Annotated in this window: 14 protein-coding genes; 4 read left to right on the top strand and 10 right to left on the bottom strand. The window is 68.6% G+C overall.

Translation table 11 applies throughout. The features are described 5' to 3' along the window. Positions 1 to 30: 30 nt before the first annotated feature. The 8 genes from rlmB to CFP71_RS19960 all read right to left on the bottom strand — a co-directional run bounded on the left by rlmB (position 31) and on the right by CFP71_RS19960 (position 5,753). Entirely contained in the window at positions 31 to 987 is a 957-nt protein-coding gene (rlmB, locus tag CFP71_RS19995; protein ID WP_093935384.1) for a 23S rRNA (guanosine(2251)-2'-O)-methyltransferase RlmB, read from the bottom strand. Positions 988 to 1,022: 35 nt separating this feature from the next. Then, positions 1,023 to 2,414 carry a cysteine--tRNA ligase gene (gene cysS, locus CFP71_RS19990; protein ID WP_093935383.1) on the bottom strand — a complete coding sequence of 464 codons (1,392 nt, stop codon included), beginning with the start codon at positions 2,412 to 2,414 and terminating at the stop codon, positions 1,023 to 1,025. A 46-nt stretch (positions 2,415 to 2,460) separates the two neighbouring features. Next, positions 2,461 to 3,147: an HAD family hydrolase gene (locus CFP71_RS19985; RefSeq protein WP_093935382.1), complete on the bottom strand. Its 687-nt coding sequence runs from the start codon at positions 3,145 to 3,147 to the stop codon at positions 2,461 to 2,463. Between the two features lie 107 nt (positions 3,148 to 3,254). Further along, a complete protein-coding gene (locus CFP71_RS19980) occupies positions 3,255 to 3,650 on the bottom strand; it encodes a PPOX class F420-dependent oxidoreductase (protein ID WP_020631992.1) in 396 nt (131 codons plus the stop codon). Positions 3,651 to 3,663: 13 nt separating this feature from the next. After that, a complete protein-coding gene (locus CFP71_RS19975) occupies positions 3,664 to 4,059 on the bottom strand; it encodes a PPOX class F420-dependent oxidoreductase (RefSeq protein WP_093935381.1) in 396 nt (131 codons plus the stop codon). Between the two features lie 28 nt (positions 4,060 to 4,087). Then, positions 4,088 to 4,558: a 2-C-methyl-D-erythritol 2,4-cyclodiphosphate synthase gene (gene ispF, locus CFP71_RS19970; protein WP_005165257.1), complete on the bottom strand. Its 471-nt coding sequence runs from the start codon at positions 4,556 to 4,558 to the stop codon at positions 4,088 to 4,090. Continuing rightward, the gene (locus CFP71_RS19965; protein WP_425266627.1) at positions 4,555 to 5,202 is read right to left on the bottom strand and encodes an IspD/TarI family cytidylyltransferase; all 648 of its coding nucleotides are present in this window, start codon (positions 5,200 to 5,202) and stop codon (positions 4,555 to 4,557) included. Before CFP71_RS19965 ends, ispF begins: the two co-directional genes overlap by 4 nt. A gap of 59 nt (positions 5,203 to 5,261) precedes the next feature. Beyond that, complete coding sequence (locus CFP71_RS19960) at positions 5,262 to 5,753, bottom strand: CarD family transcriptional regulator (protein ID WP_005165253.1); 492 nt, start codon at positions 5,751 to 5,753, stop codon at positions 5,262 to 5,264. Positions 5,754 to 6,050: 297 nt separating this feature from the next. Between CFP71_RS19960 and CFP71_RS19955 the strand changes: the two genes are divergently transcribed. Together CFP71_RS19955 and radA are read left to right on the top strand one after the other, a co-directional pair. Further along, positions 6,051 to 6,776 carry a copper chaperone PCu(A)C domain-containing protein gene (locus tag CFP71_RS19955; RefSeq protein WP_093935421.1) on the top strand — a complete coding sequence of 242 codons (726 nt, stop codon included), beginning with the start codon at positions 6,051 to 6,053 and terminating at the stop codon, positions 6,774 to 6,776. Positions 6,777 to 6,925: 149 nt separating this feature from the next. Continuing rightward, positions 6,926 to 8,284 (top strand): DNA repair protein RadA, encoded by a 1,359-nt coding sequence (gene radA / locus CFP71_RS19950; protein ID WP_093935379.1) that lies wholly within the window; start codon positions 6,926 to 6,928, stop codon positions 8,282 to 8,284. Here radA and CFP71_RS19945 read toward each other — a convergent pair. Further along, positions 8,281 to 9,435, bottom strand: a complete 1,155-nt coding sequence (locus CFP71_RS19945; RefSeq protein ID WP_167406198.1) for a hypothetical protein — start codon at positions 9,433 to 9,435, stop codon at positions 8,281 to 8,283. The genes radA and CFP71_RS19945 overlap by 4 nt on opposite strands. After that, the gene (locus tag CFP71_RS19940) at positions 9,422 to 10,063 is read right to left on the bottom strand and encodes an RNA polymerase sigma factor (protein ID WP_093935378.1); all 642 of its coding nucleotides are present in this window, start codon (positions 10,061 to 10,063) and stop codon (positions 9,422 to 9,424) included. The genes CFP71_RS19945 and CFP71_RS19940 overlap by 14 nt, the downstream gene beginning before the upstream one ends. Before the next feature lie 158 nt (positions 10,064 to 10,221). On the opposite strand from CFP71_RS19940, the gene CFP71_RS19935 reads away from it, so the two are divergent. Together CFP71_RS19935 and CFP71_RS19930 are read left to right on the top strand one after the other, a co-directional pair. Next, positions 10,222 to 10,887: a C39 family peptidase gene (locus tag CFP71_RS19935; protein WP_005165246.1), complete on the top strand. Its 666-nt coding sequence runs from the start codon at positions 10,222 to 10,224 to the stop codon at positions 10,885 to 10,887. Between the two features lie 411 nt (positions 10,888 to 11,298). Further along, positions 11,299 to 12,255 (top strand): glycoside hydrolase family 6 protein, encoded by a 957-nt coding sequence (locus tag CFP71_RS19930; RefSeq protein ID WP_093935377.1) that lies wholly within the window; start codon positions 11,299 to 11,301, stop codon positions 12,253 to 12,255. Positions 12,256 to 12,340 lie beyond the last annotated feature (85 nt).

Here is a 12,340-nt window from a genome sequence, read left to right as displayed (position 1 = left end):
GGACCCCGCACCGTGTGACGAAGTGCGGGGTCAGACACGTCCCGCGATACGGCGGCGGCGAGCCACCTCGGCCAGCAGCACCCCGGCCGCGACCGACGCGTTGAGCGACTCGACACCGGCGGACATCGGGATCGACACGGTCGCGTCGCAGGTCTCGCGCACGAGCCGGGAAAGGCCGCGGCCTTCCGAGCCGAGCACGATGACCAGCGGATCCGCCGCGAGGTCGAGTTCGTCGATGTCGACCGAGCCGTCCGCGTCGAGGCCGACGACCATCAGGCCCTCGTCCTTCCACGCCTTCAGCTGACGGGTCAGGTTGGTCGCGACGGCGATCGGCAGCTTGGCGGCGGTGCCTGCCGACGTCCGCCACGCGACCGCGGTCATACCCGCGCTGCGCCGCTCCGGCAGGAGGACGCCCTGCGCGCCGAACGCGGCGGCCGAACGGATCACCGCGCCGAGGTTGCGCGGGTCGGTGACGCCGTCGAGCGCGACGAACAGCGGGGTCTGGCCCGAGTCCTTCGCCACCGCCATCAGGTCGCGCGGGTCGGCGTACTCGAACGGCGGGACCTGCAAACCAAGGCCCTGGTGCATGGCCCGGTTGGTCTTGCGGTCGAGCTCCTCGCGCGGGATCTCCAGGATCGAGATGCCCTTGTCACCGGCGAGCCGGACGGCCTCGTTGACGCGATCGTCGATCTCGATGTTGATCGCGACGTACAGCGCGGTGGCGGGAACGTCGGCGCGCAGCGCCTCGACCACCGGGTTGCGCCCGGCGATCAGCTCCGGCTTGTCGGCCTTCTTCTGCCGGGCCTGTTCCTTGCGGTCACGCGCGTTCGAGATGCGGTACGCCTTGTGCCCCGGCCGGTCCTCGGCCTTGGGGGTCGGGCCCTTGCCTTCGAGGCCCTTCCGGCGCTGGCCGCCGGAGCCGACGACCTGACCCTTCTTCGTGCCGGGCTTGCGAATAGCGCCCTGGCGCCGGGAGTTGCCTGCCATGAGTGAGAATCCTTGAGCTAGAAACCGAGTAAGTGTCAGACGTCCTTGACGGTCCACTGTGGACCGTTCGGGGTGTCTTCCACCACGATGCCCGCCTGCTGGAGGCGGTCACGCGCGGCGTCCGCACGGGCGAAGTCCTTGTCCGCGCGGGCCTGCTGCCGTTCGGTCAGCAGCCCTTCCACGAGATCGGACAGCGCCTGCCGGGTGGGCGTCTCATTCCCGCCCGCCTCGGACCAGCGCGCGGAGAGCGGGTCGAGGCCGAGCACGTCGGTCATCGCCCGCACGGAGGCGGCGATTTCGAGTGCCTTGGAATTGTCGGCCGCGTCCAGGGCCGCGTTACCGTCCCGGACCGTGTTGTGCAGCACTGCGAACGCCTGCGGGGTGGCCAGGTCGTCGTCGAGCGCGGCGGCGAACCCGGCCGGGACCTCGCCGATGTGCACGGCGCCGGCGATGCCCGCGGTGCGCCGGAGGAACTGCTCGATCCGCCGGTAGCCCTGCGCGGCCTCGGCGAGCGCCCCGTCGGAGTACTCGATCGTCGACCGGTAGTGCGGCTGGACCAGGTAATACCGCAGTTCGGGTGCCCGGTAGTTCTTGATCATCTCCGGGATCGACACGGTGTTGCCCAGCGACTTCGACATCTTCTCGCCGGACATGGTCACCCACGCGTTGTGCAGCCAGAACCGCGCGAACCCGTCGCCCGCCGCGTTGGACTGGGCCCGTTCGTTCTCGTGGTGCGGGAACACCAGGTCGACGCCGCCGCCGTGGATGTCGAACTCCGCGCCGAGGTACGCCGTCGCCATCGCCGAGCATTCGAGGTGCCAGCCGGGACGACCGGAGCCCCACGGCGTCGGCCAGGACGGCTCGCCCGGCTTCGCGGCCTTCCACAGCGTGAAGTCGCGCGCGTCGCGCTTGCCTTCGCCGAGGCTCTCGCCCTGCTGGACCTCGTCGAGCTTCTGCCCGGAGAGGTCGCCGTAGCCGTCGAACGACTTGACCGAGAAGTACACGTCGCCGCCGGAGGCGTACGCGTGCCCGCCGTCGATCAGCCGCTGCATCAGCTCGACCATCTGCGTCACGTGCCCTGTCGCCCGGGGGGCGATCGAAGGCGGCAGGCAGCCCAGCGACTCATACGCCGACTCGAAGGCGCGCTCGTGCGTGGCGGCCCACTCCCACCAGGGACGATCCGCCGCGGCGGCCTTGGTGAGGATCTTGTCGTCGATGTCGGTGACGTTGCGGACCATCAGCACGTCGAGTCCACTGTGGACGAGCCAGCGGCGGAGGACGTCGTAGTTCAGCGCGCCGCGGACGTGGCCGATATGCGGGATGCCCTGCACGGTGGCACCACACACGTACATGGACGCCGTTCCGCTACGGGCGGGGTGGAATTCCCGCACGCTCCGGGTCGCGGTGTCATAGAGGTGTAGTGCCACCCTAAAAGGGTACGGGGTGGGCGTGAGCGATGTCGCAGTGACCGTATTACAGCACGTTATGGGTGCGCAGGGCACTGAGCAGAGCGTCCGGCCGCTCGGTCGTCGGCAGCGGCTCTACCAGCGCGAACGCGCAGCCGATCTCGCGTGCGGCGCCGTCGGCCTCTTCGCTGTCGCCGACCATGAGCGTCTCCGCCGGGTCGACGCCGAGCCGCTCGATCGCCGTGCGGAAGATCTCCGGCTCCGGCTTCACCGCGCCGACCTCGAACGACAGGATGAACTCGTCGACGAAGGCGTCCCAGCCGCGGCGGCTGAATGCGGGCCGGATGTCGAAGGCGATGTTGCTCAGCACCCCGACCTGGACGTCCTTGCCGGAGAGGCTCTTGAGGACGGCTTCGGTGTCCGGGTACGGCGTCCACTGGGTGGGATCGATCAGCCGGGTGTAGAGCGCGACGGCCTGGTCGGCGTGCGGCACCCCGGACTGCTTGAGGACCTCCAGGTACACCTTGCGGTGGAGCACCGGGTCGCGGTCGCGGTTGTGCCAGGCGTGCAGGTGCTCCTCGTCGAGATCGACGACCTGGCCGACCGGCGCGGTCATCCGGCGCATCAGTTCGGTCTGGGCCTCGATGTCGAGCCGCTCGCCCTCGTGGTCGGTGAGGTCGGCGAGCCAGGTCTCGTCCTGCTCGAGCCGGAAGACCGTGCCGGAGAAGTCGAACAACACAGCGCGAAAGGTCACGGGGTCCACATTAGCCACGATCGTGGGGTCCTCGCCCCTCCTCGCGTGTGAGATGAAAGGTCCTTTCCTTGCAAATTTTGCAAGGAAAGGACCTTTCATGGCGGGGGTCAGGCCGCGTTGCCGGTGATCTTGGTGGGCGTGATCCGGACCAGCACCCGGACGACCTCCGCCGGCTCGTCCGGGTAGTCCTTGCCGAGGTACTTGTGCGAGAGCTCGTTGATCAGCTCGCGCCCGCCCTCGTCGGTCATCTCCACGGTCCCGCGGATCTCGACGTAGTTGTACGGGTTCTCCTGCTCGAAGACCGAGACGGACACCCGCGGGTCCCTGGCCATGTTCCGCTCCTTGAGACGGCCCCGGACGGTCGCGAAGACGATCGTGTCGCCGTCCCGCTTCGCCCACAGCACGGACGTCTGCGCGGAGCCGTCGGCGTTGAGCGTCGCCAGCACCGGGAAGTTGTTGCCGTCGAGGAGTTTCTTGGTCGCGTCGTTGAAAGTCACACCCATGACGAGAGCCTAATCACCGGACGTTCCCGGCGATCCGATCGACCCGCAGGCGGATGATCACCCGTTCGACTTCCGGGCCTTCGGGCGGGTAGTCCTTGCCGAGGTACTTGTGGCTGAGCGTCTTCGGCAACGTCTTGTCCGGGTCCGGGGTGATCGTGACCGTGCCGCGCAGCTGCGTGTGCCGGTACGGGTCGTCGGCGTCGGTGATCGACACGCTCGCGCGAGGATCGCGACGCAGGTTCCGCACCTTCAGCCTGTCTTCGGTGGCGCTGAAGACCAGATCGCCGTCGTCGAGGCCCACCCAGATGACCGAGGTCTGCGGGCCGCCGTCGGCGTCCAGGGTGGCCACGGTCGCGAAGTTCTTGCCGTCCACCAGTGCGCGGACCGGTTCGGGAAGTGTGACTGCCATGACAGCTCGAACCGGCTCCCGGCGCGGGCTATTCCTGTGAGGGCAGCAGTAACGCCGTCGCGAACGCCGCGATGCCCTCGCCGCGTCCGGTCAGGCCGAGCCCGTCGGTCGTCGTCCCGGACACGCTCACCGGCCCGCCGACGGCTTCGCTGAGCACCTTCTGCGCCTCTTCGCGGCGTTTCCCGACGCGCGGCGCGTTGCCCACGATCTGGACGGTCGCGTTCCCGACGGTCCAGCCGCCCGCCTCGACGAGGCGCCGCGCTTCGGCGAGGAACTCGACGCCGTGCTTGCCCGCCCACCGCGGATCGCCGGTGCCGAACACCGCGCCGAGATCACCGAGCCCGGCCGCGGACAGCAACGCGTCGCACAGCGCGTGCGCCGCGACGTCGCCGTCGGAGTGGCCCGCGCAGCCGTCGACGCCGGGCCAGAGGAGGCCGGCGATCCAGCATTCGCGGCCCGCTTCGATCGGATGGACGTCGACACCGTTGCCGATCCTCAAAGGATCTCCTCTTTTCCGGCCACCGCGATGGCTTCGGCCAGTTTCAGTTCGAACGAAGTGGTGACGCGCATCGCATCCGGATGCCCGGCGACGGTGTGCGCGCCGTCGAGAGACGGTTTATCGGCATACGAGAGAAAAGTCTCACGAGTGAAGCCGAGCGGGGTTTGGGCCGTCCGCAGGGATGCGCGGTCTTCGGTTGCCGTAATCACCTTCGCCGCGTCGGTCACCTTCACGGTGTCCGCCATCGGCAGTACCGGGACGACGAAAGGGGAGCCCGCACGGACCGCGTCCGCGACGGCACGGACCGTGTCCGGGGGAGTGAAAGCGCGCAACGCGTCGTGCACGAGGAGAACCGGATTCCCGGCGATTTCCGATTCGACGGTGTCGAATGCGTGCTTGAGTGACTGTCCGGGTACTATCCGGCATCGCTGATCGAAACCGCTGAGAGCGGCCGAAAACAAATCAGCACACCGCTCGGGGGCCGCTACGACCACCAGATCGAGATCCGGCAGGGCGAGCAGCCCCCGCACAGTGTGCGTGAGTAGAGCTTCACCATTGACCGGCGCGAGAGCGAGCTCCGCGTCGGAGGCATGGTGTCGAACGACAGTGACGAACACGATTGTGCTCATATGGACGGTGCTCATATGTGCGCGATCGTAGTGGTATCCCCCGCAGCCTCACCTGGCGTGGGACATCCGCCGGTTCAGACTGCCGCGGTTTCCAGAACTTCGTCGAGGAGGACTTCAGCCTTGTCCTCGTCGGTGCCCTCCGCGAGCGCGAGCTCGCTGACCAGAATTTGCCGCGCCTTCGCCAGCATGCGCTTCTCGCCGGCTGAAAGTCCGCGGTCCTTCTCTCGCCGCCAGAGGTCGCGCACCACTTCGGCCACCTTGTTCACATCGCCGGAGGCGAGTTTCTCGAGGTTGGCCTTGTACCGACGAGACCAGTTCGTGGGCTCTTCGGTGTGCGGAGCACGCAGAACGTCGAAAACCTTGTCCAGTCCTTCTTGCCCGACGACATCACGAACACCGACGATCTCGGCGTTGTCAGCGGGCACGCGAACCGTAAGATCCCCTTGCGCGACTTTGAGGACGAGGTACTTCTTCTCCTCGCCCTTGATCACGCGGGTCTCGATGGCTTCGATGAGTGCGGCACCGTGGTGCGGGTAGACGACGGTCTCTCCGACCTTGAAAACCATGTGTCCTCTGCCCCTTTCGCTGAATTCATCTTAGCACGTGCCGACGAGGCCCACCTAGCGGCCCGCGATCGTCGTCGCAGGTCAGCGGCCTGACGGTGGTCCGCCCGGGGGTTGACAAACCCAATTCGCCCGTGCTCATGCAGGTGAGAAGCGAACGATTTCCAAATCCTTTGTGGACGGTTGATCTTGGGCACGTCACCGCATTGGTGGCGTGTCAACACGCACCGGGTTCTCCGCCCGCGAAGCCGCCCGGCTAGTCTTCGCGGTGAAGAGGCCGTGAGATGGAAGGACTCCGACGTGAGGCTGCAGAATCGTCGCGTGTTCGGCGCAGGTGTGCTGGCGCTCGGCGCCGCGCTCGTGCTCGCCGGCTGCGGTGCTGGTCAGATCACCCAGACCGACTCGCAGCAGCCCGCGGTCAACGGGACGTACGCGCAGGCGAAGGACCTGGTGCTGCGGAACGCCGCGCTCCAGTTCCCCACCGAAGGCCAGGCGTACCCGGCCGGTGCCGCCGTGCCGCTGACGCTGACCATCGTGAACCAGGGCAAGCAGGACGACGAGCTCGTCTCGGTCTCCTCCGAAGCCGCCACCGGTGACGCCAAGATCACCGGCGCCAAGACCGTCGTCGCGAGCCACGCGCTCGTGATCGGCCCGGCCGACTCGGTCGAGTCGACCAAGGAGGCCGCGCCGACCAGCGCCCCCTCCTCCGCGCCGCCGTCTTCAGGTGCGCCGTCGTCCTCGGGCGCTCCTTCGAGCAGCGCGTCCGGCGCCCCGTCGTCGAGCGTGGCCGGGACGGTCACGCCGTCCGCGGGCCCGGAGTCGTCCGCCGCGCCGGACGAGGTGGGCAAGGCCACGATCGTGCTCCAGGGGCTGAAGCAGCCGGTGTGGGCGGGCCAGACGATCAAGGTCACCTTCGTCTTCAAGAACTCCGGTTCGGTCACGCTGGAGCTGCCGGTCGCGGCGCCGTCGCACCCGGGCAGCCGGGCCCCGGCGCCGGAGAAGGAAGCCAAGGGCGGCGGGCACTAAGTCTCAGAAGCCGGGCTGAAGGGGCCCTTCACCGCATGCGATGCGGTGAAGGGCCCCTTCGCTGCGTCAGATGAGATGAAGGGCCCCTTCAGCCCGCCGGGCGGGCGGGGTTCCCCGGGTTTGTCGGTGGTGGCCGCTAGCCTCGCGGAGTGGTCAAGAAAGGCAGCACCTACCGCTGCGGTGAGTGCGGGTACGAAGCGCCGAAGTGGGTCGGGCGCTGCCCCGAATGTCAGGCGTGGGGAACCCTGGAGGAACGCGGCGACGCCCGCCCCGCGATAGCCAGGGTCGCCGCCGGCGCGCCCAGCGCTCCCGCGCGCCCGATCGGCGAGGTCGACGTCGAGACGGCGCGGGCCAAGCCCACCGGAGTCTCCGAACTGGACAGGGTGCTCGGCGGCGGATTCGTGCCGGGCGCGGTCATCCTGCTCGCCGGCGAGCCCGGTGTCGGCAAGTCGACCCTTCTGCTGGAGGTCGCCTACCAATGGGCGGCCACCGCGGGCCGCGCGCTGTACGTCACGGGCGAGGAGTCGGCGGGACAGGTGCGCCTGCGCGCCGAACGCACCGGCAACGTCCACGACGAGATGTTCCTCGCGGCCGAGAGCGACCTCTCCGCGATCCTCGGCCACGTCGACGCGGTCAAGCCGGGTGTGCTGATCGTCGACTCGGTCCAGACCATGGCCTCGCCGCAGGTGGAGGGCGCGCCGGGCGGGGTCACCCAGGTCCGCGCGGTCACTTCCGGGCTGGTCGCGCTGGCCAAGGAACGCGGGCTGCCGATCGTGCTGGTCGGTCACGTCACGAAGGACGGTTCGGTCGCCGGGCCGCGCGTGCTGGAGCACCTGGTCGACGTCGTCCTCCAGTTCGAAGGCGACAAGCATTCGACGCTGCGCATGCTGCGCGGCATCAAGAACCGCTTCGGCGCCGCCGACGAGATCGGCTGCTTCGAACTGGTCGAGGAGGGCATCGTCGGCGTGCCCGACCCGTCGGGGCTGTTCCTCAGCCACACCGCCGAACCGGTCGCGGGCACCGCCGTCACGGTCACCATGGAGGGCAAGCGGCCGCTGCTGGGCGAGGTGCAGGCGCTCGTTTCGTCGACCCAGTCGCCGCAGCCCCGGCGCGCGGTGAGCGGTCTCGATTCGGCGCGCGTCGCGATGGTGCTGGCCGTGGTCGAGAAGCGGGCGAACATCAAGGTCGGCGACAAGGACGTCTACGTCGCGACGGTCGGCGGCATGAAGATCACCGAACCCGGCATCGACCTCGCGGTGGTGCTGGCACTGATCTCCTCGGCGAGGGACACCCCGCTCTCGCCCAAGCTGGTCGCGATGGGCGAGGTCGGGCTCTCCGGTGAGGTCCGGCGGGTGCCGAGCGTCGGGCGGCGGCTCGCGGAGGCCGCCCGGCTCGGCTTCACCTACGCGCTGGTGCCGCCGGACTCCGGCAAGATCCCGCCGGGCATCCGCGTCCTGGAGGTCGGTGACGTCGGAAGCGCGCTCAACGCAGCCAAGCACGCTCGTTAGGGACCCTCCCGGTCGGTCACCTGCGTCGTCACTGTCGTGTCGAACAGCGTCAGCCCCGGGAAGTCGGGGTCGGACCGGTTCCGGGCGGCGCCGTAGCTCGTGACGTGCGCCGTGGTCAGGTCCACGACGAACGTCTTGACCCGGTCGCTCTCCCGGACCGAGAACGAGATGGCCGGTCGGCGGTCGGGGGTGATCACGTTCGTTTCGAGCGTGATCCCCGGGGCCTTCGCGAGCGCCTTGCACAGTGCCACGCGAAGATCGCCGTAGCCGTGCGACGAACGCAGGACGCTGAGGGCCATGTCGAACATCTTGGGCGGCGTGTTCGCCTCGCGGTCCCGGTTGTCGCCGCGCAGCCGTTCGAGCAGCTTCGCCGGGTCGGTGGGAAGCGCCTCGAGGAATTCCTTGTCCAGGATCATCCAGCTGGTCTGCGTGGGCTTGTCCCGCTGGGTCGAGACAGGTGCTTCCGGCGGCGAACTCGTCGTGGTCGAACCCGGCCGGGGCGGGGCTTCCGAGGTCGAGGCCGGCCCGCCCGACGGCGGCTGGTGGGCGCCTTCCCAACCGGTGACGACCTGCGCGCCGGGGATCAGATCGCCCTTGGACTTGGCCGTCTCGTAGTCGCCCTTGATCCAGCGGACCTCGCCGGTCCCGGTGAACCGTGTCATGTGCCGGAGGGACCAGTCCGAGGGCAGCCACCGCTCGTGGATCTCGTGCGTCTGGTAGATCACCCCGCTGTTCTTGCCGATCCGCGTCGTCCAGACCGATTCGGTGGAGAGCCAGTACTGCTTGCCCGCCAGCGGGAGGTCGGCGCCGCGGAGGTCCTTGAGCACGTCATCGTCCGGGGCGACGGTCACGGGGGCCGCGGGGTCCGGGCCGTCGACGCCGGTGAAGACGTTCGTGGCCACGATTCCCCCACCGGAGACCAGCGCGGCGGCGGCCGCGGCCGCGATCCATCGCCACGCGCCGGGACGTTTTTTTACCGGAGGCGCCGCCATGGGGCGGAGTTCGCCCTCGGCCTCGCCCGCCGCGCGAAGGAGCGCGGCCTTGGCGCGGGAAAGCTCGTCCGGCCGGGTTTCCGTTTCGGAATGGAGGTCGGCCAGCGCCTCGTCGAGTTCGGCGTCGGACCACACCTTCCTGATGCTATCGCCGTGCACTTTCGCCCTCCTCCGTTCGCCTCGAATTGTCCTTTGTGGACTCGGTGGTTATCTCCGGCGCGTTGGCGCGCAACCATCTTCTGATCCGGTGCAGCCGCGATCTGACGGTGCCGGCGGGAATTCCCAGCGCCTCGGCCACCTCGCCGGGGTCCAGGCCCGCCCAGGAGACCAGCAGCAGGGTGTCGCGGTCCGCGACGCTCAGTTCGGCCAGCGCGCCAGCCAGCTGGGCCGCGCGGGACTGCGCGTCGACCCGCTCGGCGACGCGGCCGTCGTGCCCGGCCGCGACCATCTGGTCGGCGGCGGCGAGGCGCGCCGTCGCGTTGAGCGCGCGGGTCTCGGTGCGGACGTGGTGCCGGAGCAGGTTGGTCGCGATGCCGTAGAGCCACGCGCGCGCCGTCCCGGCCTCAGGGCGGTACGTCTCCCGCCGCCGGAGCGCCACGAGGAACGTTTCGGCGACGAGATCGTGCGCGGTCTCGGCGCCGACGCGGCGCGCGAGATAGCGCTGCAGCGGGGCCGCGTGGGCGTCGAAGAGCATGCCGAAGACGGGTGCGGGGTCCGGACCGCCGAGATCCGGTCTGTCCTGCCCGTGCGAGCCGGCTTGCTCGTGATCGTTCTTCATCGCCTGCACGATCGCTATTGCCCGAAGGCCCCCGAAGCGTTCATCCGATCCTACTTTCGTCGTGAGCCGATCGGGGAAGACGCAGGTCGAGATCAAGACAAAAGCGGCCGGGCGGGCGATTCTGTTCACTATTCACCATTGAAAAGTGAAACTGGGGAAGGATTACCATGCGTCGACTCAGGACCGCGGTCGTCGCCGCGCTGGCGGTGTCCGCACTGATCACCGCTCCGGCGGTGGCCGTCGCTCAATCCGAAAACGTCGTACCCGCGCCCGACTTCGTGAAGTCGATGGCGCCGCCCGCCAAGGTCGAAGGGGTCAGGGCGGCCGCCGAGCTCAACATCCAGTACCAGATCCAGGAGACCGGGTACTGGTGCGGCCCGGCCGCCACCCGGATCGCCATCTCGGCCAAGAACGGCAACCCGCCGAGCCAGCAACAGCTCGCGAACGAGCTCCCGACCACCACCAACGGCACCGACTGGATCGGCCAGGTCACCCGCGTCCTCAACGCGCACATCGGCGGCGGCTGGTACGAGACCAAGGAGATGCCGAACGACCCGCCGACCCAGGCGCAGCGCGATCTCCTATGGCGCGACATCGTGCTGGACGTCGACAAGGGCTACGCGCTCGTCGCGAACATCGTCGCCCCGGCGAACAACCACCCGCCGGGTTACCCGAACTACACGATCTACCACTACTTCACGATCATCGGCTACAACAGCGACAACATGACGGTGAAGATCGCCGACCCGGCCAACTTCGGCGGCAACCAGATCTACTGGCTCACCTTCAACCAGCTCGCCACCCTGATCCCGCCGAAGGGTTACTCGGCCTGATCCATGTCGCGTTTCGTCCTCTGAACGCGGTAGTTCGCGTTGCCAACTATCGCATTCAGAGGACTGAATGCGATGGTCTCGGGGTGCGAGGAGAGGAAGGTCGAGTTTCCTTCGCGCAGCCATGTGAAGGGGGCCTTCACGTGCTTCGACGGTGACCGCCGAGGTCCCTGGGGTGCCTGTGACGACCGGGCATTCCGTGAAGGCCTCCTTCACTACCTTCAGGGTAGGCAAGGGGGCCTTCACGGACCTCCGACGCAACGTCGCCGGCCGGCGAGGGAGGGCCGCAAGCAGTCGACTGATCGCGCGAGCAGGCGACTGATCGCGGTAGCCGGGCAAGCGAACGACCGCGTTCAGCGGGCGAAACGCGTGGTTTTGTACGGATCTTGTATGGGCGGGCGAGAGGGTCCTGGCATGCGCATCAAGACGCTCGGTCTGCTGGCCGCCTCGTTGCTGGCCCTCATCGCCGCCCCGGCTCAGGCCGCCGACGGCAACCCCCTTGAGAAGACCAACGGCTTCTATGTCGACCCGAACTCCAACCCCGCGGTCTGGGTGAAGGACCACCCGGGCAGCACCGCCGACAAGATCAAGGCCGCCATCTCCACCAAGGCGGGCGCGCGCTGGTTCGGCAACTGGAGCGGAGACGTCAAGAAGGCCGTCGACGGCTACACCTACGCCGCCGACGTCGCCGACAAGCTGCCGATCCTGGTCGCCTACAACATCCCCGGCCGTGACTGCGGCGGTCACTCCGGTGGCGGCGCGGGCAGCCCGGAGGCGTACCGGACCTGGATCTCGAACTTCGCCGACGGCATCGGCGGCAAGCCCGCGGTCGTCGTCATCGAGCCGGACGCGCTGGCGCAGGTCGACTGCCTGCCCACCGGTGAGCGCCAGACCCGCCTCGACCTGCTCAAGTACGCCGCGGAGCAGTTCGCCGCCAAGGCCCCGAACACCTGGGCGTACATGGACGGCGGCAACTCGACCTGGATCCCCGCCGCGACCATGGCCGACCGGCTCAACGCCGTCGGGGTGAAGTCGATCCGCGGTCTCGCGATCAACGTGTCGAACTACAAGACCACCACCGACTCGGCGAACTACGGCAAGGCTGTCAGCGCCGCGCTGTCGAGCAAGTACGGCTACACCAAGCCGTTCGTCATCGACACGAGCCGCAACGGCAACGGCCCCAAGGGTTCCGAGTGGTGCAACCCGGTCGGTCGCAAGCTCGGGACGCCCTCGCAGACCGGTGGCGGCGCCGAGATGCTGCTCTGGGTCAAGGTGCCCGGTGACTCCGACGGCAAGTGCGGGATCGCGCCGAACGTCGAAGCCGGTCAGTTCAGCTCCGATCTGGCCCTGCGCCTGATCAGCGGTACCTGACCTTCCCCAAGCCCGTCGCGCCGGTTGTTCGTCTGTGACTTTCGTTCTCCCGAGAAGGCGAAGGCCACGCCCCCTTGGACAGCAG

This window comes from Amycolatopsis thailandensis, from assembly GCF_002234405.1.
Classification (GTDB): Bacteria; Actinomycetota; Actinomycetes; order Mycobacteriales; family Pseudonocardiaceae; genus Amycolatopsis; species Amycolatopsis thailandensis.
The sequence above is the reverse complement of the archived record's forward strand: the minus strand, read 5'-3'. Positions and strand labels throughout refer to the sequence as shown.

Excerpts from the sequence above, each read along its gene's own strand:
- rlmB (WP_093935384.1), bottom strand. The coding sequence starts at position 987 with ATGGCAGGCAACTCCCGGCGCCAGGGCGCTATTCGCAAGCCCGGCACG.
- CFP71_RS19980 (WP_020631992.1), bottom strand. The coding sequence starts at position 3,650 with ATGGGTGTGACTTTCAACGACGCGACCAAGAAACTCCTCGACGGCAAC.
- CFP71_RS19975 (WP_093935381.1), bottom strand. The coding sequence starts at position 4,059 with ATGGCAGTCACACTTCCCGAACCGGTCCGCGCACTGGTGGACGGCAAG.
- CFP71_RS19965 (WP_425266627.1), bottom strand. The coding sequence starts at position 5,202 with ATGAGCACCGTCCATATGAGCACAATCGTGTTCGTCACTGTCGTTCGA.
- CFP71_RS19960 (WP_005165253.1), bottom strand. The coding sequence starts at position 5,753 with ATGGTTTTCAAGGTCGGAGAGACCGTCGTCTACCCGCACCACGGTGCC.
- CFP71_RS19935 (WP_005165246.1), top strand. The coding sequence starts at position 10,222 with ATGCGTCGACTCAGGACCGCGGTCGTCGCCGCGCTGGCGGTGTCCGCA.
- CFP71_RS19930 (WP_093935377.1), top strand. The coding sequence starts at position 11,299 with ATGCGCATCAAGACGCTCGGTCTGCTGGCCGCCTCGTTGCTGGCCCTC.